Here is an 18,339-nt window from a genome sequence, read left to right as displayed (position 1 = left end):
CAGGGCTGAGGGGTCAGCGGCCCTGGGGCACGTCGGTCTCGTCGCCCTCCTCGGTGGCCGGGGCGGCCTCCTCGGTGTCCACGTCGCGACCCTGCGGCTCGTCGGACGGGGAGTGCTCGCCGGCGGCGTCGAAGCGCTCGATCGAGGCCTCCAGCTCCTTCTCGGCGACCTCGCGGCCGTCCCAGCCCTCGGCCTTGACCCACTTGCCCGGCTCGAGGTCCTTGTAGCGGGTGAAGAAGTGCTCGATCTCCGCCTTGAGGGACTCCTCGATGTGCTCGAGCTCGGTGATGTGGTCGAAGCGCTTGTCGGCCGGGACGCACAGCACCTTGGCGTCGCCGCCGCCGTCGTCGGTCATGTTGAACACGCCGATCGGGCGGGCCTCCACGACACAGCCGGGCACCAGGTCGAAGCCGGGCAGGAACACGAGGGCGTCCAGCGGGTCGCCGTCCTCGCCGAGGGTGTTCTCGAAGTAGCCGTAGTGCGTGGGGTACTGCATCGAGGTGAACAGCACGCGGTCCAGGCGCAGGCGGCCGGTCTCGTGGTCGAACTCGTACTTGACGCGGGAGCCCGCGGGGATCTCGATGGTGACGTCGTGCGCCATGGCTTCTCCTTCACACAGGGACGATTCCCGGGCGGCGGGCGCGCCGCCCGGCGGAACTGGGGCCAGCCTACCGCCGGGGTGCGCCGGATCGGCCAGGATCACGCGGCCGCGGGGCGTGGTCCCCGGCGTGCGCCGTGGCCGTCCGTCCCCCACAGGTCCCCGGGGCGCTCCCGGGGCCGCGTGGTAGAACCGGGGGGTGACCGCCCGCCGCCCCGACCGCACGCTCGTCGTCCTCTGTGTGCTCCTGGCGCTGGCCGTCGCCGCACTGCTGGCCCTGCTGACCAGGGACTTCCTGCTCCCACGCCTCGTGGCGGCGCCCGCGGCGCCCCCCTCCGCGGCGTCGTCCCCCACCTCCCCGACGACGACGGCGCTGCCCTCCCCGACGCGGCCACCCTCCCCGTCCCCCTCGGCCGAGACCCCGGGGGAGGTGCCGACCCCCGCCGAGGTGGCCGACGCCGTCGAGCCCGGCCTGGCGGCGGCGCCGGGCACGGTGTCCGCCCAGTTCCGTGACCTGGCCACGGGACGGGTGCTGTTCTCGCAGGACGCGGAGGAGCCCGTGGCCCCGGCCTCGGCGGTGAAGATCCTCACGGGCGCCGCCGTCCTGGACGCGCTCGGCTCGGACGCCACCCTGCCCACCCGCGTCGTCGTCCTGCCCGCCGAGGACGGGGAGGCCACGGAGCTGGTCCTCGTCGGCGGCGGGGACGTGCTGCTGGGCACGGGCGCCTCGGACCCCTCTCGCGTGGACGGCCGCGCCGGGCTGCGCACCCTCGCCGAGCGCACCCTGGCGGGGCTCGCCGAGCGCGGCGTGACCGGCCCCGTGGTGGTGAGCACGGACCTGCGCCTGTTCGAGGACGCGGACCCGCTGAACCCGGCGTGGTCTGCCGGGATGGTGGAGAGCGGCAACATCGCCGCGGTGCAGCCCCTGGCCACGTACGGCGGGCGCGCCACCCCCGGCACCGGCCAGGACCGGGTCGCGGACCCGGCCGCGTCCGCCGCGCGGGCCTTCCAGGCCGAGCTGGACGCGCTCGCCGACGCCGCGGCGGAGGGCGACGACGGCGCCACCGCATCCGACCCCGCCCCCGTGGAGGTGTCCCTGCGGGAGGAGGTCCCGCCCACGCGGGCCGCCCGGGACGAGGTCTGGGCGGCCGAGCCGGTGGCCGAGGTGCGCTCGGCCCCCGTGGGCGAGCAGGTGGCGTACCTGCTCGCCCACTCCGAGAACCAGGTGGCCGAGGCCCTCGCGCACACCGCCGCCGCGACGGCCGGCCGCCCGGCCACCCACGCGGGCGCCGCCGCCCTGCTGGAGGCCGAGGCCGCGGACCTCGGCGTGGACCCCGCGGGGATGGACGTCGTGGACGCCTCCGGGCTCGCCGCCGCCAACCGGCTCAGCGCCGACCAGCTCGTGGGGGTGGTCACGGGGCTGGCCGCGGACCCGGCCCGCGCCCTCGTGCTGGACGCCCTGCCGCGCCCGGGGGAGGACTCCACCCTGGGGGAGCGGTTCCCGTCCCCGCCGGCGCGCGACGCCGTCGCGGCCAAGACCGGCACGCTGGACCAGACCGTCTCCCTCACCGGCACCGTCACCACGACGTCGGGGCGCGTCCTCGCGTTCAGCGTCGTGTGCTCGGGGGTGGACTGGCAGATCGCCCCGGCGCGGGCGGCGATCGACGAGGCCGTGGCCGCCGTCGCCGCCCTCTGAGGATGCCCGAGGCCGGTGCCGTGTCCGGGGCCTGTGGTGGGATGGAGGGCATGAGCGCAGACCAGCCCCGCACGCCCGGCCGCAGCGGCACGTCCGGGGAGCCCCTCGCGCACCCCGTGGACTGGGCCTTCGCCGCGCGGACCGCCGAGGCCCTGACCGCCGCCGGGCCCCGCACCTCCGCGCGGGAGGCCCGCCGGGAGGCCGAGGGCCTGCGCGCCGCCGCTGAGGCCGCCGTCCCGCACGTGCACCGGCTCACCGGGCTGGAGGCCGCCCGGGACCTGCGCGACTCGCAGGTGCTCGTGGTGGACCGGCCCACGTGGTCCCGTGCCAACACGCAGTCGTTCGCCGCGCTGCTGGGGCCCACGTTCGCGCACCTGCAGGCCACGCAGCCCGCCGAGTACGAGGCCGCCACCCTGCCGGTGACCACGCGCGCCACGGCCCTGGAGATGGGCGGCATCCTCGCGTGGCTCTCTTCCAAGGTGCTCGGCCAGTACGACCCGTTCAGCGCCCTCCCGGGCCCCGACGGCGCCCCCGCCGGCCCCGCGGGCGGGCGCCTGATGCTCGTGGCGCCGAACGTGGTGCAGGTCCGCCGGGAGATCCACGTGGACCCTGCGGACTTCCGCCTGTGGGTGTGCCTGCACGAGCAGACCCACCGCGTGCAGTTCGCCGCCGCCCCGTGGCTGCGCGAGCACCTGCAGTCCGAGATCACCGGGCTGACCGGCGGCCTGTTCGACAAGGCCGAGTCCCTGCCCGAGCGCCTGCGCTCCGCCCTGGCCGCCGCCAACCCCCTGGCCGGGGGCGCGCGGAGCCGGGCCGGGGCCGGCGCGCCGGCGGACGCGCCCGCCGTCGGGAGGGGCGGGTCCGGGGACGCCGGGGAGGCCGCCGACCCGGCGCGGCCGAGCCTGGGCCTGCTGGGGGCCCTGCAGGACGAGGAGGACCGCGAGCGCCTCTCCCGCGTGACCGCCGCGATGTCCCTGCTCGAGGGGCACGCCAACGTGGTCATGGACGCGGTGGACTCCTCCGTCGTCTCCTCCGTGAAGACCATCCGCCGCCGCTTCGACGAGCGCGGGGACCGCCGGTCCGCTCTGGACAGGGCGATCCGCCGGATCCTGGGCATGGACGCCAAGATGGCCCAGTACCGGGACGGCCAGCGGTTCGTGGACGCGGTGGTGGGGCGGATCGGCATGGAGGGGTTCAACGTGGTGTGGGACGCCCCCGAGCTGCTGCCCAGCGAGGCCGAGATCCACGCCCCGGACACGTGGGTGGCGCGGATCCGCGCCCAGGCCTGACGGGTCCGCCCCGTGACGCTCCCGGGCCTGAGCGCGTCGGCTCCGTGGCCCCCGCGGGCCCGCTGGCCCGAGGCGCTGCACCGGGCCGTGGCCGCCGTGCGGGCGGTGCTCGAGGAGGGAGTCGGGCCGGAGGCCGCCCCCGCCTCCGGGCCGGCCGCCCCCGCCTTCGGTCTCCGGGCGCTCGTTGCCCTCTCCGGCGGGGCGGACTCCCTCGCGCTCGCGGCGGCCTGCGCGGCCCTCACCGGCACCCGGGCGGGGGAGCGGCTCGGCCCCGTGGGGGCCGTGGTGGTGGACCACGGGCTGCAGGAGGCCAGCGCGGAGGTCGCCGCGGCCGCGGCGGACACCGCCCGCCGGTTCGGCCTGGCGCCCGTCACCGTGACCCGGGTGGAGGTGGTCCCCGCCGGGGACGGCCCCGAGGCCGCCGCACGCACCGCCCGACGGGCGGCCCTCGCCCGGGCCGCCCGCGCCGCGGCGGGGCCCGTACCCGGCCATGCCGAGCGGGGCGGCGCGGTGGCCCCTGTCGTGGCCGTCCCCGTCCCCCTCGTGCTCACCGCCCACACCGCCGAGGACCAGGCCGAGCAGGTCCTCCTGGGCCTGGCCCGCGGCTCCGGCACCCGCTCGCTCGCCGGCATCCCGCCGCGCGGCCGCCTCCCCGAGGACGTGCCCGTGGCCCGGCCCCTCCTCGGCCTCACCCGCGCGGACACCGAGGCGATCTGCCGCTGGGCCGGGCTCACCTGGTTCGAGGACCCCCACAACCGCGACCCCGCCCTGCTGCGCTCGCGCATCCGCACCCGGATCCTGCCCGCCCTCGAGGACCCCGACGCCGGCCTCGGCCCCGGCGTGCGCGCCGCCCTGACGCGCACCGCCGCCCTCGCCGCCGAGGACGCCGACGCCCTGGACGCCTGGGCCGCCCGCGAGCTCGACCGCCTCGCCCTGCCCGTGGGGGAGGCGGGCGACGTCGGGGCGGAGGGGGCCGGCGTCGTCGTGGCGCTGGACCTCGAGGGTCTCGCGGCGCTGCCGGCGGCCGTGCGGCGTCGGGTGATCGCGCGCGCCGCCCGCCGGGCCGGGGCGCGGAACCCCGCGCGGGAGCGGGTTCTCGCCGTGGACGCCCTGGTCACAGACGCGCACCGCGGCGGCGGGTCGGCCGGTCCGGTGGAGCTGGCCGGGGGCGTGAGGGCGGTCCGGGAGGGGGCCGCGGGAGGACGTGACCGACGCCCGCGCCGGGCCGATGTGACGCGCGTCCCGGAGGCCTCGGCGGGGGCCGACGCGCGGGGCCCGTGTGCCAGACTGGTGCTCATCCCCCGCCGTCGCGGCCGCTGACCCCGGCCCGGCGCGCAGGCCCCACCCGCACGAGCACTCAGGAGCGGCCCCGCCATGGACGCACAGGATGTCCGGAACGACCTCACACACGTCCTCATGAGCAAGGAGGAGGTCCAGGACACCGTCCGGGACCTCGCCGCGCAGATCGACCGGGACTACGAGGGCAAGGACCTGCTGATCGTGGCCGTCCTCAAGGGCGCCGTCATGGTGGTCGCCGACCTCACGCGCGCGCTGCACTCCCACGTGGAGATGGACTTCATGGCCGTGTCCTCGTACGGCTCGGGCACCAAGTCCTCGGGCGTGGTGCGGATCCTCAAGGACCTCGACGCCGACCTCACCGGCCGCCACGTGCTGATCGTGGAGGACATCATCGACTCCGGCCTGACCCTGTCCTGGCTGAAGGCCAACCTCGAGACCCGGGGCCCGGCGTCGGTGGAGATCTGCACGCTCCTGCGCAAGCCGGACGCCATGAAGGTCGAGATCGACGTGAAGTACGTCGGCCGCGACATCCCCAACGAGTTCGTGGTGGGCTACGGCCTGGACTACGCGGAGAAGTACCGCAACCTGGACTTCGTGGGCACGCTCGCCCCGCACGTCTACTCCTGACCCTCCAGGACTCCGCCTCACGGTGCCAGTCACGCTGCTGGCTCCCCCCGCCCCCGCGTTGCCGACCTGTCATCGATATGGCTGTTCTCAGCGCCTCAGGTCGCCTGAGAACAGCCATATCCATGACCGCTCGGCGAGGGGGAGGAGGACGGGGCCGCGCTGAGGTGCCTCCGGACCTCGCGGATCACGCGCACGTAGCCGTTGTGCCCGTCCGAGGAGGACACCGTGATGTTGCGGAACCCCCGACGCTCGAACGCGGCGTTGCGCTGCACATCCCGGTCGATCTGCCGATCCCGCCCGTGGTGGCCGCCGTCGTAGTGCAGGGCGAGGCGCGCCTCCTCGTACCCCAGGTCCGCCGACGCCGGGCGGCGGAGCGAGAACTCGGGGTCCCACACCTCGATCTGCAGGTCCGGCTCGGGCAGCCCCGCTGTGATCAGCGCCAGCCTCAGACGCGTCTCCTGGGGTGAGTGGGCGCCCACGCGCACCCTCTCGACGGCGGCGCGCAGCCGGCGCCGATGGTTGCGGCAGGACGGGGTCGCCTCGATCGCTTCCCGCAGGCCCGCCAGGAAGAGCGCCCCGCCGTCGGAGTCCCGTTCCGCCCGATGCACCAGGTGGTCCCCGAGGGTCACCTTCTCGTCGGCACCGAGGTGGGGCCCGAGGTCGAGCCACAGCCGCGTGGCGTGGGTGACGGACCACTCCCGACCGTCCAGCGTGATGCGGGCGAGGTGCTCCGAGCCCAGCCGCGGCGGGAGCCAGATGCCGAGGGCGCGGGCAGCGGACTGGTGCGAGAGCGCGGTGTCGACGCGGTGGGGCGTCAGCAGATCGAGTCGCCGGAGCTGCCGCGCGACCAGGGGCGTGCTCCAGGCGTACGGCTGCTCCTCGCCGGGGCCGGGCGACGTCGTCGTCGAGACGGGTGAACCCGCCTCGCCCGCCGAGCGGCCGGCGTCGTGCGCCCCTCCTGTCCAGACGTAGAGGCCGTGGGCGATCGGCCTGATGTCCCGGCAGCGCAGGCGTGCCCGGGAGACCCCCGCCGCGCGGGCCTGGGCCGTGGTGAAGGGGTCCTCCCGCAGCGGAGCGGGGAGAGGGGAGGGGTGACGCACCGCCCCAGCGTGGCGCCGCCGGGCCGGGGCCGTGCGGGGTGACGTGGGCGGCTGTGCAGGACCTGCCGCACGGCGGGCGCCTGTGCAGGACCCGTGCCCCGGACCGACCCGGCGCGCCGCGTCCCCTCCCTCCCGTCCGAGCGGTCACGCATATGGCTGCTCTGGCGGCCGCAGACGAGGCGAGAGCAGCCATCTGCGTGACAGCTCGCGCGGGGAGGGGGAGAGAGGGGCGCCCACTGTCCACCTGGCGCGAACACCCAGGGCGCTCCCGGCCCGGGCCGGTACCGTGGTCCAGTGACCCTGGGGAGGGGTCTGCCCACGGCCCTCGGCGGCCCGGGCGGAGGCCCTCGACCGCCCCGGGGAGTCCGTCCCCTCCCGCGGCAGACCAGGAGACACACGCACGTGAAGAAGATCTTCAACAAGCCCTACCTCTGGATCCTGCTCGGGCTCCTGGTGCTGGGCTTCGTGATCCCCCTGGCCACCGCCCAGGGCGGCCGCGGCATGGTGGACACCAACGTGGGCATGTCCCTGCTGGAGGACGGCAAGGCGGCCCAGGCGCGCGTCGTCGACGGCGACCAGCGTGTGGACCTGACCCTGCGCGAGCCGTACTCCCAGGACGGCCAGGACCTCGGCAAGGACGTGTACTTCCAGTACTCGGCCGCCCGCGCCCAGGACGTGGTGCGCACCGTGGACGAGTCCGCGCTGGACGGCTACCAGGACGAGCCGGTGCGGGACAACTGGCTGCTCTCCCTGCTGGGCTTCATGATCCCGTTCGTCCTGATCGCCCTGCTGTTCTGGTTCCTGATGTCCCGCATGCAGGGCGGCGGCGGCAAGGTCATGCAGTTCGGCAAGTCGCGCGCCAAGCTCATCCAGAAGGACAACCCGGACGTGCTGTTCAAGGACGTCGCGGGCGCGGACGAGGCCGTGGAGGAGCTCCACGAGATCAAGGATTTCCTCACCGAGCCGGACCGCTTCCACGCGGTGGGCGCGAAGATCCCCAAGGGCGTGCTGCTGTACGGCCCGCCCGGCACCGGCAAGACGCTCCTGGCCAAGGCCGTGGCCGGCGAGGCCGGCGTCCCCTTCTACTCGATCTCCGGCTCGGACTTCGTGGAGATGTTCGTGGGCGTGGGCGCCTCGCGCGTGCGCGACCTCTTCGAGCAGGCCAAGAACAACGCGCCGGCCATCGTGTTCGTGGACGAGATCGACGCCGTCGGCCGCTCGCGCGGCGCGGGCATCGGCGGCGGCAACGACGAGCGCGAGCAGACCCTGAACCAGATGCTCGTGGAGATGGACGGCTTCGACGCCTCCACCAACGTCATCATGATCGCCGCGACGAACCGCCCGGACGTCCTGGACCCGGCGCTGCTGCGCCCCGGCCGCTTCGACCGGCAGATCCCGGTGGAGGCCCCGGACCTGGACGGCCGCGCCAAGATCCTCGAGGTGCACGCGCAGGGCAAGCCGATCGCCCTGGACGTGGACCTGCGCTCCCTGGCCAAGCGGACCCCCGGGTACACGGGTGCTGACCTGGCCAACGTGATCAACGAGGCCGCGCTGCTCACGGCGCGCTCGCACAACAACGTGATCGACAACGCCGCCCTCGACGAGGCCGTGGACCGCGTGATGGCCGGCCCGCAGAAGCGCACGCGCCTGATGGACGAGCACGAGCGCAAGGTCACGGCGTACCACGAGGGCGGGCACGCGCTCGTGGCCGCGGGCCTGCGGAACTCGGCCCCGGTCACCAAGATCACGATCCTCCCGCGCGGCCGCGCGCTGGGCTACACGATGGTGGTCCCGGAGAACGACAAGTACTCGGTGACCCGCAACGAGCTGCTGGACCAGCTCGCGTACGCGATGGGCGGGCGCGTGGCCGAGGAGGTCGTGTTCCAGGACCCGTCCACGGGCGCGGCGAACGACATCCAGAAGGCCACCGAGACGGCCCGGAAGATGGTCACCGAGTACGGCATGAGCGCCAAGGTGGGCGCCGTGAAGCTCGGCGGCGGCAACACGGAGCCGTTCCTGGGCGGCGGGGGCGGCGGCGCGGCCCGCGAGTACTCCGAGGAGCTCGCCTACCTCGTGGACGCCGAGGTCCGGGCGCTGCTGGACGCGGCGCACGCGGACGCCCACTGGGTGCTCACCGAGAACCGGGACGTCCTCGACCGGCTCGCCTACGAGCTGCTGGAGAAGGAGACCCTGACCCAGGAGCAGATCGCGGAGATCTTCAAGGACGTGCGCAAGCGGCCCGAGCGGGACCTGTGGCTCGCCGCGGACGACCGGCGCCCCCACGACGTCCCGCCCGTGCTCTCCCCGAAGGAGCGCGCCAGCCGCCTCCCGGGCGGCGAGCCCGAGCCCGTGGGCGTCGGCGGCACCACCGTCCCGGACGCGCCCGAGGGCGCCCCGCCCACCTCGATCGGCGGCGCCGGGGGCAGCCCCGGGGAGCTCCCGGGGCAGCACAGCCCGACGCCGGGCCCGGACTTCCGCGGGGACGGGGGCACGGCATGACGGAGCACCGCACGGACGACGACGCCGCACCGCGCCGGGGCGTGCCCGGCACCTTCGACCCGGACACGGACACGGTGGACCGCCCGCGCATCGAGGCGGCGGTGCGGGAGATGCTCGCGGCGATCGGGGAGGACCCGGAGCGCGAGGGCCTGCAGGACACCCCGAAGCGGGTGGCCAAGGCCTACGCGGAGTTCTTCGCGGGCCTGCACCAGGAGCCGGAGCAGGTCCTGGGCACCACGTTCGACATCGCGCACGAGGAGCTCGTGCTGGTGAAGGACATCCCGTTCTACTCGATGTGCGAGCACCACCTGGTGCCGTTCCACGGGCAGGCGCACATCGGCTACATCCCCTCCGCCGAGGGCCGGGTGACGGGGCTGTCCAAGCTCGCCCGCCTCGTGGAGCTCTACGCCCGGCGCCCGCAGGTGCAGGAGCGGCTGACCACCCAGGTGGTGGAGGCGCTGATGGAGCACCTCACCGCGAAGGGGGCGATCGTCGTCGTGGAGGCCGAGCACATGTGCATGGCCATGCGAGGGGTGCGCAAGCCCGGCGCCAAGACGGTCACCTCCGCCGTCCGCGGGCAGCTGCGGGACCCCTCCACGCGCGCCGAGGCCATGAGCCTCATCATGCACTCGTGAGCGCGCCCCGCACCCTGCCGTTCCGGCAGGTCGACGTGTTCGGCGCCGGCCCGTTCCTCGGCAACCCGCTCGCCGTCGTCCTGGACGCCGAGGGCCTGGACGAGGCCGCGATGCGCCGGATCGCCGCGTGGACGGACCTTTCCGAGACCACGTTCGTGCTGCCCCCGCAGGACCCGGGCGCGGACTACCGCGTGCGCATCCTGACCCCGTCCGAGGAGCTGCCGTTCGCCGGCCACCCCACCCTCGGCACGGCCGCCGCCTGGCTCGCCGCCGGCGGGGTCCCGCGCACCCCGGGCACGGTGGTCCAGGAGTGCGGCGCCGGGCTGGTGCCGGTGTCCGTGGCCGACGACGGCGCCCTCGCCTTCCGCGCCCCCGCCCCGGTGCGCTCCGGTCCGGTGGCGGACGCGGACCGGGACGCCGCCCTGGCCCTGTGCGGGCTGGCGCCCGGGGACGTGCTCGAGGCCCGGTGGATCGACAACGGGCCCGGGTGGATGGGCCTGCTGCTGGCGGACGACGCGGCCGTGCGGGCCGTGCGCCCGCGCGTCGTGCCCGGAGCCGAGCGGCTGCGGGTCGGGCTCGTGGGCCTCACCGCCTCCGCGCAGGGCTCGGCGGCCCCCGCCGCCCAGGGCCCGGAGGCCGGCCCGGCCGTGGAGGTGCGCGCCCTGATCGGCGCGGCGGGCGCGGTCCGGGAGGACCCGGTGACCGGGAGCCTGAACGCCGCGGCCGCGCAGTGGATGGTCGGCTCCGGCCGCCTCACCCCGCCGTACACCGCCGTACAGGGCTCGCAGACGGGCCGCGACGGCCGGGTGCGCATCACGCAGGACGCGGACGGCGCGCTGTGGGTGGGCGGGACGGTCACCCCCGGCGTGGTCGGCACGCTCGCCGTCTGAGCGCGCCCGCGCCCCGGTCCGCCGGCCTCCTGCCGTGCCCGGGGCGCGTGGAACACTGGATCCGTCACCGCCCGAGCCGAGGAGAGCGACGCCCATGCTGCCGCACCCGTTGGACCAGACCCCCGACCGCACCCTGGTCATGGGGATCCTCAACGTCACGCCCGACTCGTTCTCGGACGGGGGCGCCCATGACACCGTGGAGACGGCGATCGCCCACGGGCGGCGACTGCTGGCCGAGGGGGCGGACGTGATCGACGTCGGCGGGGAGTCCACGCGGCCGGGCGCCCACGCCGTCTCCCCCGAGGAGGAGCAGGCACGGATCCTGCCGGTGGTCGAGGCGCTGCTGGCGGAGGGCGCGGTGGTCTCGGTGGACACCATGCACACGGCCACGGCCCGCGCGGCGCTCGAGGTGGGCCCGGTGATCGTCAACGACGTCTCCGGTCTGGTCCATGAGCCGGACATGCCCGCGCTGATCGCGCAGACCGGCGCGCCGTACGTCGTGATGCACAACCGCGGGAACCCGCAGACCATGGACGCCCTCACCGACTACCGGGACACGGTGGAGGACGTGGTGCGCGAGCTGCAGGAGGTGGTGGACCGGTTCCTCGCGGCCGGTGCCGCCCCGGAGCAGCTGATCCTGGACCCGGGACTGGGGTTCGCCAAGGCCGGTGAGCAGAACTGGGAGCTGCTGCGCGGGCTCGACCGCATGCAGGCTCTCGGCTTCCCCGTGCTGGTGGCCGCCTCCCGCAAGCGCTTCCTGGGCACGCTGCTGGCCGGCCCGGACGGGGCGGACCCGGCGCCGGCCGAGCGGGACCACGCCACCGCGGCGGTCTCGGCGATCTCCGCGGCGCACGGCGCGTGGGGCGTGCGGGTGCACGACGTCCGTGCCAGCGCCGACGCCGTCCGGGTGGGCTCCGCCTGGCGCGGCGCCTCCGCGGGCGCGCCCGGGGGAGGGGCCGCATGAGCGGGGACCTGATCCGCCTCACCGGGCTCACCGCCGTGGGCCGCCACGGCGTGTTCGAGCACGAGCGCCGGGACGGCCAGCCCTTCACGACGGACGTGGTCCTCACGCTCGACGCCGGCCCCGCCGCCGCCACGGACGACCTCGCCCGCACGGCGAACTACGCCGAGGTCGCCGACACCGTGGTCCGCCTGGTCACGGGGGAGCCGTTCGACCTCATCGAGACCCTCGCGGTGCGGATCGCCGAGGCCGTGCTCGCCGAGCAGGCCCTCGCCTCCGCCGTGGAGGTCACGGTGCACAAGCCGCAGGCCCCGATCCCGCACGACTTCGCGGACGTCTCCGTCACGGTGGTCCGCCGGAGGGAGACCGCATGAGCAGCCCGGACCACGACCCCGCCGCCCACCCCGCCGAGGGCCCCGCCCCGACGCCGGAGCTCGCCGCCCGCCCCGGGCAGCCCGTCACTGCGGTGCTCGCCCTCGGGGCCAACCTCGGCGACCCGTCCGAGACGCTGGACCACGCCGTCGCGGTGCTGACCGTGACGCCGGGGATCGAGGAGGTCCGCGCGTCGCCGCGGGCCCTCACCGCGCCGGTGGGCGGCCCGCCCGGGCAGCCGGACTACCTCAACCAGGTGGTGCGGATCCGCACGGTCCTCTCCCCGTGGGAGCTGCTCGGCGTGGCCCACCGGCTGGAGCAAGACCGCCACCGGCGCCGGACCGTCCGATGGGGCGCCCGCACACTGGACGTGGACCTGATCGCGTACGCGGACCTGGTCAGCGAGCACCCGGACCTCACCCTGCCCCACCCGCGGGCCGCCGAGCGGGCGTTCGTGCTGCTGCCGTGGCTCTGGCTGGACCCGGAGGCGCGCCTGCAGGGCACGCCCGTGGCGGAGCTGGCCGCACGCGCCGCGGACGCGGACGGGGTGCGCCGCGAGCCGCCGCGCCGCGCCCGCCTGGACGACGCCGGACCCACGCCCGCCGCAGGGCTCGAGGACGGCGCCGCGATCGCCCGGCCCTGGACGGACCGGACGTGATCTCCCTGCTCTCCTGGCGCACGCCGCTGCTGGCCGCGGCGGCCGCCGTGCTCGGCTGGCTGGTCTCCCTCGCGGCCCCCGCGCTGGGCCTGCCCGCGCCGGTCATGGACCTCACGGGCCTCGTGACCGTGGCGGCCGTGGGCGCGCTGTGCCTCGCGCTCGGGCTGCGCGTGCGCCGGGACCGGGAGCGCCCGCTCGCCGGCCGCATGGACCCGATCGCCGCGGCTCGCACCCTTGTGCTCGGCCAGGCCTCCGGCCTGACGGGCGCGGCGCTGGCCGGCTGGCACCTCGGCGCGGGGCTCGAGGTGGCCGGACGCGCGGGCGCCGAGGCCCCCGCGGTGCTGGACGCCGGGCTGCTCGTCGTCGGGGGCGCGGCGCTGCTGGCGGCGGGCGTCGTCGTCGAGCGCTGGTGCAGGATCCCCCCTGGGGAGGATGGCGAGGACGCCGGTCCCGGCCAGGATGGACGGACCACGGGCGGACGGAGCGGCCGCCGCCCCGAGGCCGAAGGAGGGTATGCCCGTGCCCGGGATTGACCTGCGCGGGGTGGAGTTCACCCCCGTGTCCCCGAAGCTGACGCGCGTGAAGCTGATCGGTGCGGCGATCGGCGGCCTGATCTGGCTGGCGGTGCTGTCCGTGCCGCTCGTGCTCAAGTGGGCCGGCGTGTGGCCCGACCTGTGGGCCTGGACGGCCTGGGGCCTGCCGGCGGTCGCGCTCGTGTGGCTGCTCGTGGACCTCGTCCTGGTGCCGCGGCGCGTGCGGGCCCTGGGCTTCGCCGAGCGCGAGGACGACGTCCTGTGGCGCGAGGGCATCCTGTTCCGCTCCGTGAAGGCCGTCCCGTACGGGCGACTGCAGTACGTGGACGTGGAGGACGGCCCCCTGCTGCGCAGCCAGGGCCTGCAGACGCTCACCCTCAAGACCGCCGGCGGCGAGGACCTGGAGATGGAGGGCCTGACCCGCGACACCTGCGACCGGCTCCGCGAGGTCCTCATGGCCCGCGGTCAGGCCCGTCTGGCGGGCCTGTGAGCGCCGCCGCCCCGGACCCGCAGGCCGCCGACGCCCCGGACGCCTCCGCCGCCACCGTGCCCGCCGCTCCCGCCCCGGGCGCCGACGACGCCGGCTGGGTCCGCGTCCACCCCGCCTCGCCCTGGATCAAGGGCTGGAGCCTGGTGGCCGTGTTCCTCTTCGTGGCGCTGCGGGACACCGGCGAGCGGATGGTCGGCTCCCTCCTGGGGGTCGGCGAGGCCGCCGGGGAGCCGTTCGAGATGCGGGCGCTGCTGATCGGCGGCGGGATCCTGCTCGGGGCGCTCCTGCTGCTGTGCCTGGCGTTCTTCTTCTCCTGGTGGTTCACCCGGTTCCGCGTGGGCGAGGAGGAGATCGAGCTCAAGCAGGGCTGGCTGTTCCGCTCCCGGCGGCAGATGAAGTACGACCGCCTGCAGGCCGTGGACCTGCAGTACCCGCTGCTGGCCCGCCTGCTGGGGCTGGCCGCGGTGAAGGTCGAGGCCGCCGACGGCGGCGACTCCGCCCTCGAGCTCGCCTACCTCCGCAAGCCCCATGCCGCGCAGGTGCGTCGCGAGATCCTCGACCGCGCCTCCGGGGCGCTCGTGGGCCCGGCCCGCGCGCCCGAGCGCGTGGTGGGGGCGGCGGCCGAGGCGGCCGACGGCGTCGTGCCCGGCGGGGAGGCGGACAGGGCTCCGGGGCCGGCGGCGACGTCGGCCGGGCCCGCGTCCGCGCCGGCGCCCTCCGCCCGGCACCGGGTCCGCGGCCTGCTGACCGACCCGCAGGACGAGGGCACCGTGATGCTGCGCGTGCCGGCCGGGCGACTGGTGGGGTCGGTGCTGCTCTCGGACGCGGTGCTGGGCACGCTCGCGGTGTTCCTGGGACTGGCGGGGATCGTCGCGGGGATCGCCGCGCTGGTGCCCGGGGAGGCCCCCGAGGGGGAGGACCTCGGGTTCACCGCGCTGCTGCTCGCCTCGGCCCTGCCGTTCGTGTTCTCCCTGGCCGGGGCGGTCTGGTCCGGACTGAACAAGGGGTGGGGCTTCACCGTGCGCACCTCCGAGGACGGGCTGCGCCTGCGCTACGGCCTCACTGAAACCACCTCTCAGACCATCCCGCCGGGGCGCGTGCAGGGGATCCACGTGATCCAGCCGCTGGCGTGGCGGCCCTTCGGCTGGCACAAGGTCAAGGTGTCCGTGGCGGGCTACGGGCTCGAGGGGACCGTCAAGGACCGGGACGTGGCCCTGCCCGTGGGCCCGTGGGAGGACGTGCTGCGCGTGCTCGAGGTGGTGGCCCCGGACGCCGGCCTCGACGGCGACCCGCGCGCCGCCGCCGGCCCGGACGGCCCCGGCCTCACTCCGGCCGGGCTCATGCAGGCGGCCATGACCGGCTCCGGCGAGGAGCACGGCTTCACCCACGTCCCCCGCCGCGCGCGCTGGTGGTTCAACCTGCTCACGTGGCGTCGGCACGGCTTCGCGCTGACCCGGACACTCCTCGTGGTCCGGCGCGGACGGCTGCGCCGTTCCTTCCAGGCCCTCCAGCACGAGCGGGTGCAGGACGTGCGGCTGTCGCAGGGGCCGGTGCAGCGGAGGCTGGACGTCGCCTCGCTGACCGTGGACGTGGCCGGGGGCGTGGCGGTCCTGGAGGACCTGGACCGCGGCGTCCTGGAGGAGCTGTTCGAGGTGGAGTCCCGGCACGCGGCGGTGTCCCGTCGGCTGGCCGACCGCAACCGGTGGATGCTGCCGGAGGAGCTCGAGCGCTTCGAGCGGCGCACCGCCGAGGTCGCCCGCACCGAGGTGGGCCGCCGGGAGATGGCCGCGGCCGGCGTCGTGGTGGACGGCCAGCCGGCCGCGGACGGACGAGAGGAGCATGCGTGAGCCGCACGGACATGAGCCCGGAGCTGACCGGCCAGGACCCGGCGAGCCGGCCGGGGCGGCTGGGCGTCGGGGTGATCGGCGCGGGCCGCGTGGGCGCCGTCCTCGGTGCGGCCCTGCGCACCGCCGGGCACACCGTGACGGGCGTGCACGCCGTCTCCGAGGCCTCCCGCACCCGCGCCGAGGCGCTGCTGCCGGAGGTGCCGGTGCTGGAGATCCCGGAGATCCTGCGCCGGTCGGAGATGGTGCTGTTCGCCGTCCCGGACGACGTCCTGCCCGAGCTGGTCTCCGGTCTGGCCGCGGCCGGCCACGTGCAGACCGGGCACCTGCTGGTGCACACCTCCGGCCGGCACGGCGTGCGCGTGATGGACCCGGTGCGCGCCCACGGGGCGATCCCGTTGGCGGTCCACCCGGCCATGACGTTCACGGGGCTGAGCCTGGACCTCGCCCGGCTGCAGGACTGCGTGTTCGGCGTGACCGCGGATCCGGTGGTGCTGCCGGTGGCGCAGGCGCTCGTGGTGGAGATGGGCGGAGACCCCGTGGTGATCAAGGAGGCGGACCGCGCCGCCTACCACGCGGCCCTGTCCCACGGCTCGAACCATCTGGTGACGGTGACGGCGCAGGCCAAGCAGCTGCTCGCGGAGATCGGCGTGCCGGACACGGACCGGGTGCTGCGTCCCCTGATGTGGGCCTCCCTGGAGAACGCGCTCTCCGACGGCGACGCCGCCCTCACCGGGCCCGTCGCCCGGGGGGACGTGGAGACCGTCCGCGGGCACCGGGAGACGCTGCGTGAACTCGTGGCCGGCGGCATGCCCCGTGACGTCCTCGACGTGTGGGAGGCCCTGGCGCGGGCCACCGCGGAGCGGGCGGTGCGTCGCGGGGCGCTGAAGCCGGACGCGGCGGCCCGCCTCCGGGACGTGCTCGCCGAGGACTGACCTCCCCACCCCCGAATCCACTGCAGTTCTGACCCTTCTGCACGCCGTCCACGCCCTCAGAAGGGTCAGAACTGCAGTCGATCCGGGAGACGACGCCGGCGCTCCCGTCAGCCGGCCAGCCGCACCGCGTGCTCCAGCGCCGCCTCGGCCTCGCGCCCGTAGCCGCCGCCGAAGAGCACCGCGTGCACCAGCAGTGGCACCGCCTGGTACACCGGCACCCGGTCCTCCCAGCCGTCGGCCAGGGGGAACGCCTCGTCGTACGCCGCGAACGCCTCCTCTCCGAAGCCCCCGAACAGCCGCATCATCGCCAGGTCCGCCTCGCGGTGGGCCCGTTGCGCGCTCGGGTCGATCAGCCAGCTGCGCCCCTCGTGGTCGAGCATCCGGTTGCCCGCCCACAGGTCCCCGTGCACCAACGACGACGGCTCGGCCGCTCCCAGCACCGCCGCGCCCGGGTGCGTGGCCGGGGAGTCGGGGCCGAACCCGTCGGTGACCTCGCCCAGCCGCTCGGCGAGGTGCCGCACCCGCGCCGGAGCCGCGCCGCCGTCGACGGCCTGCGCCGCCAGCGGCACGATGCGCCGCACGACCCAGGACTCCGCCCAGCTCCGGCAGGGGGTGAGGTCGATCCGGGCGGCGCCGAGGAACCCCTCCGGCGCCCCGTCATGCGCGCCGAACAGGTCCGTCTCCCCGGGCGCCCGGCGCGACCCGGCGTGCAGCGCCACCAGCTCCCGCCCGAAGGCCTCCTCCGTGCGCGGCGTCCGCCGTCCGCCGCCCTGGATCCAGGCGATCTCCAGGTGCTGGGCCCGGGCGTCGCGCCCCTCCTCGACCGCCATGACCTCCGGCACCCGCGCGCCCGCCGCGGCCAGGGCGCGCAGCCCCGCGGCCTCGAAGCGCACCATCCCCGGGAAGGCCCCGCCGGTCTTCGTGAAGGCGGGCGCGCCGTCGTCGCGCACGTGCCGCCCCGTGGTGCCCGTGTCAGCCACCCCAGCCCACCGCCTGGCCCGACTCAGACGCGACCGTCGCGGATCGCGGCCACCACGCCGTCGGCCGCGTCCTCGATCTGTCGGTACATCTCCTCGAACACCGGCCGCGGGTTCCCCCACGGGTCCGGCACCTCGCGCACGCCGGCGGTCTCGACGTCGGACGCGAACTCCCCGAACATCCGCACCTTGGCCTCCACCTCGGGGTCCGCCACGAGGGCGCGCACGTCGGCGAGGTTAGACTCGTCCATCACGAGGATCAGGTCCTGCTCGTCGAGGTCCTCGGGCCGGAACTGCGCGCCGACGGTGGTGAACTCGTAGCCCAGGTCGGTGCCGACGGCGCGGGTGAGCTCGTGGGGCTGCTCGCCGACGTGGTAGTCCGCGGTGCCGGCGGAGGTGACCTCGACGTCGTCGAGGCCGGCCTCGGCCAGCTTCCGGCGGAGCACCGCCTCCGCGGCGGGCGAGCGGCAGATGTTCCCCAGACAGACGGTCATGATGCGCATGGGCTCCAGTGTGCCCGTGCCGTGCCCGTGATGGAATCGGGGCATGAGCCAGCAGCAGATCAGCCCCCTGACCGAGCCCGAGCAGCAGTGGGTGGACGTCCGCCGCGCCTACGCGGCGCAGGAGGGCGTGGACCACCTGGACCTGGACCAGGTGGACGCGTGGCACGGGCGGCTGCTGGCGCGCTCGCGGTCCGAGGACGTGGACCCGGACGAGCTCGGGGTGCTGCTGGAGGTCGCTGCGGTGCTCCTGGGGGAGCACCTCGGCGCGCGGCACGGCCTGGGGTGGGTCAGCGTGACGGACGACGACGGCACCGACCTCGGCCTGCGCGATCCCCTCTCCGACGCGGTCGTCTTCCCGCTCTCCGAGGTCGGCGCCCGCTGGAACGCGGACGAGGCCGGCTGGATGCCGGCCTACGTGGACGCCCTCGGCGCG

The 18,339-nt window shown here is 75.9% G+C and carries 19 protein-coding genes; 15 read left to right on the top strand and 4 right to left on the bottom strand.

Translation table 11 applies throughout. The features are described from left to right. Positions 1–13: 13 nt before the first annotated feature. Positions 14–601, bottom strand: coding sequence for an inorganic diphosphatase (locus Q4D18_RS01285; RefSeq protein WP_303125006.1), 588 nt, complete (start codon positions 599–601; stop codon positions 14–16). Positions 602–797: 196 nt separating this feature from the next. On the opposite strand from Q4D18_RS01285, the gene Q4D18_RS01280 reads away from it, so the two are divergent. The 4 genes from Q4D18_RS01280 to hpt are packed head-to-tail and all read left to right on the top strand — an operon-like array spanning position 798 to position 5,509. After that, entirely contained in the window at positions 798–2,294 is a 1,497-nt protein-coding gene (locus tag Q4D18_RS01280; RefSeq protein ID WP_303125005.1) for a D-alanyl-D-alanine carboxypeptidase, read from the top strand. A 50-nt stretch (positions 2,295–2,344) separates the two neighbouring features. Next, on the top strand, positions 2,345–3,583 hold the full coding sequence (locus tag Q4D18_RS01275; RefSeq protein WP_303125004.1) for a zinc-dependent metalloprotease: 1,239 nt from the start codon (positions 2,345–2,347) through the stop codon (positions 3,581–3,583). A 12-nt stretch (positions 3,584–3,595) separates the two neighbouring features. Further along, the gene (gene tilS, locus Q4D18_RS01270) at positions 3,596–4,903 is read left to right on the top strand and encodes a tRNA lysidine(34) synthetase TilS (protein ID WP_303125003.1); all 1,308 of its coding nucleotides are present in this window, start codon (positions 3,596–3,598) and stop codon (positions 4,901–4,903) included. A gap of 54 nt (positions 4,904–4,957) precedes the next feature. Beyond that, entirely contained in the window at positions 4,958–5,509 is a 552-nt protein-coding gene (gene hpt, locus Q4D18_RS01265; protein ID WP_303125001.1) for a hypoxanthine phosphoribosyltransferase, read from the top strand. Between the two features lie 95 nt (positions 5,510–5,604). On the opposite strand, the gene Q4D18_RS01260 is transcribed toward hpt, so the two are convergent. After that, positions 5,605–6,609, bottom strand: coding sequence for a hypothetical protein (locus tag Q4D18_RS01260; RefSeq protein ID WP_303124999.1), 1,005 nt, complete (start codon positions 6,607–6,609; stop codon positions 5,605–5,607). A gap of 402 nt (positions 6,610–7,011) precedes the next feature. Between Q4D18_RS01260 and ftsH the strand changes: the two genes are divergently transcribed. The 10 genes from ftsH (at position 7,012) to Q4D18_RS01210 (ending at position 16,426) form a co-directional block, all read left to right on the top strand. Continuing rightward, complete coding sequence (ftsH, locus tag Q4D18_RS01255) at positions 7,012–9,108, top strand: ATP-dependent zinc metalloprotease FtsH (RefSeq protein WP_303124998.1); 2,097 nt, start codon at positions 7,012–7,014, stop codon at positions 9,106–9,108. 110 nt (positions 9,109–9,218) lie between these two features. Beyond that, positions 9,219–9,743 carry a GTP cyclohydrolase I FolE gene (gene folE, locus Q4D18_RS01250; protein WP_303125042.1) on the top strand — a complete coding sequence of 175 codons (525 nt, stop codon included), beginning with the start codon at positions 9,219–9,221 and terminating at the stop codon, positions 9,741–9,743. After that, complete coding sequence (locus Q4D18_RS01245; RefSeq protein WP_303124996.1) at positions 9,740–10,633, top strand: PhzF family phenazine biosynthesis protein; 894 nt, start codon at positions 9,740–9,742, stop codon at positions 10,631–10,633. The genes folE and Q4D18_RS01245 overlap by 4 nt, the downstream gene beginning before the upstream one ends. 94 nt (positions 10,634–10,727) lie before the next feature. Then, entirely contained in the window at positions 10,728–11,597 is an 870-nt protein-coding gene (folP, locus tag Q4D18_RS01240; RefSeq protein WP_303124994.1) for a dihydropteroate synthase, read from the top strand. Further along, complete coding sequence (gene folB / locus Q4D18_RS01235; RefSeq protein WP_303124992.1) at positions 11,594–11,968, top strand: dihydroneopterin aldolase; 375 nt, start codon at positions 11,594–11,596, stop codon at positions 11,966–11,968. The genes folP and folB overlap by 4 nt, the downstream gene beginning before the upstream one ends. Next, positions 11,965–12,624: a 2-amino-4-hydroxy-6-hydroxymethyldihydropteridine diphosphokinase gene (folK, locus tag Q4D18_RS01230; RefSeq protein WP_303124990.1), complete on the top strand. Its 660-nt coding sequence runs from the start codon at positions 11,965–11,967 to the stop codon at positions 12,622–12,624. Before folB ends, folK begins: the two co-directional genes overlap by 4 nt. Next, on the top strand, positions 12,621–13,157 hold the full coding sequence (locus Q4D18_RS01225; protein ID WP_303124988.1) for a DUF3180 domain-containing protein: 537 nt from the start codon (positions 12,621–12,623) through the stop codon (positions 13,155–13,157). Before folK ends, Q4D18_RS01225 begins: the two co-directional genes overlap by 4 nt. Beyond that, positions 13,138–13,647, top strand: coding sequence for a PH domain-containing protein (locus Q4D18_RS01220; protein WP_303124986.1), 510 nt, complete (start codon positions 13,138–13,140; stop codon positions 13,645–13,647). The genes Q4D18_RS01225 and Q4D18_RS01220 overlap by 20 nt, the downstream gene beginning before the upstream one ends. Next, positions 13,644–15,494 (top strand): PH domain-containing protein, encoded by a 1,851-nt coding sequence (locus Q4D18_RS01215; protein WP_303124984.1) that lies wholly within the window; start codon positions 13,644–13,646, stop codon positions 15,492–15,494. The genes Q4D18_RS01220 and Q4D18_RS01215 overlap by 4 nt, the downstream gene beginning before the upstream one ends. Positions 15,495–15,505: 11 nt before the next feature. After that, on the top strand, positions 15,506–16,426 hold the full coding sequence (locus Q4D18_RS01210) for a Rossmann-like and DUF2520 domain-containing protein (protein ID WP_303125040.1): 921 nt from the start codon (positions 15,506–15,508) through the stop codon (positions 16,424–16,426). A 107-nt stretch (positions 16,427–16,533) separates the two neighbouring features. On the opposite strand, the gene Q4D18_RS01205 is transcribed toward Q4D18_RS01210, so the two are convergent. Together Q4D18_RS01205 and Q4D18_RS01200 are read right to left on the bottom strand one after the other, a co-directional pair. Next, positions 16,534–17,406 carry a fructosamine kinase family protein gene (locus Q4D18_RS01205; RefSeq protein WP_303124982.1) on the bottom strand — a complete coding sequence of 291 codons (873 nt, stop codon included), beginning with the start codon at positions 17,404–17,406 and terminating at the stop codon, positions 16,534–16,536. A gap of 23 nt (positions 17,407–17,429) precedes the next feature. Continuing rightward, on the bottom strand, positions 17,430–17,906 hold the full coding sequence (locus Q4D18_RS01200) for a low molecular weight protein-tyrosine-phosphatase (protein ID WP_303124980.1): 477 nt from the start codon (positions 17,904–17,906) through the stop codon (positions 17,430–17,432). Between the two features lie 43 nt (positions 17,907–17,949). Here Q4D18_RS01200 and Q4D18_RS01195 point away from each other — a divergent pair. Then, positions 17,950–18,339: DUF3806 domain-containing protein (locus tag Q4D18_RS01195; protein ID WP_303124978.1), on the top strand; the 390-nt coding region annotated here is incomplete at its 3' end.

The organism is Micrococcus sp. (assembly GCF_030523875.1).
In the GTDB taxonomy this organism is placed as follows: Bacteria; Actinomycetota; Actinomycetes; order Actinomycetales; family Micrococcaceae; genus Micrococcus.
This window is presented reverse-complemented; position numbering and strand designations above follow the sequence as displayed.

What these genes read in the sequence shown, in the direction of transcription:
- Q4D18_RS01285 (WP_303125006.1), bottom strand. Translation starts at nt 601, where the DNA reads ATGGCGCACGACGTCACCATCGAGATCCCCGCGGGCTCCCGCGTCAAG.
- Q4D18_RS01275 (WP_303125004.1), top strand. Translation starts at nt 2,345, where the DNA reads ATGAGCGCAGACCAGCCCCGCACGCCCGGCCGCAGCGGCACGTCCGGG.
- hpt (WP_303125001.1), top strand. Translation starts at nt 4,958, where the DNA reads ATGGACGCACAGGATGTCCGGAACGACCTCACACACGTCCTCATGAGC.
- folE (WP_303125042.1), top strand. Translation starts at nt 9,219, where the DNA reads ATGCTCGCGGCGATCGGGGAGGACCCGGAGCGCGAGGGCCTGCAGGAC.
- folP (WP_303124994.1), top strand. Translation starts at nt 10,728, where the DNA reads ATGCTGCCGCACCCGTTGGACCAGACCCCCGACCGCACCCTGGTCATG.
- folB (WP_303124992.1), top strand. Translation starts at nt 11,594, where the DNA reads ATGAGCGGGGACCTGATCCGCCTCACCGGGCTCACCGCCGTGGGCCGC.
- folK (WP_303124990.1), top strand. Translation starts at nt 11,965, where the DNA reads ATGAGCAGCCCGGACCACGACCCCGCCGCCCACCCCGCCGAGGGCCCC.
- Q4D18_RS01220 (WP_303124986.1), top strand. Translation starts at nt 13,138, where the DNA reads ATGCCCGTGCCCGGGATTGACCTGCGCGGGGTGGAGTTCACCCCCGTG.
- Q4D18_RS01210 (WP_303125040.1), top strand. Translation starts at nt 15,506, where the DNA reads ATGAGCCCGGAGCTGACCGGCCAGGACCCGGCGAGCCGGCCGGGGCGG.
- Q4D18_RS01200 (WP_303124980.1), bottom strand. Translation starts at nt 17,906, where the DNA reads ATGCGCATCATGACCGTCTGTCTGGGGAACATCTGCCGCTCGCCCGCC.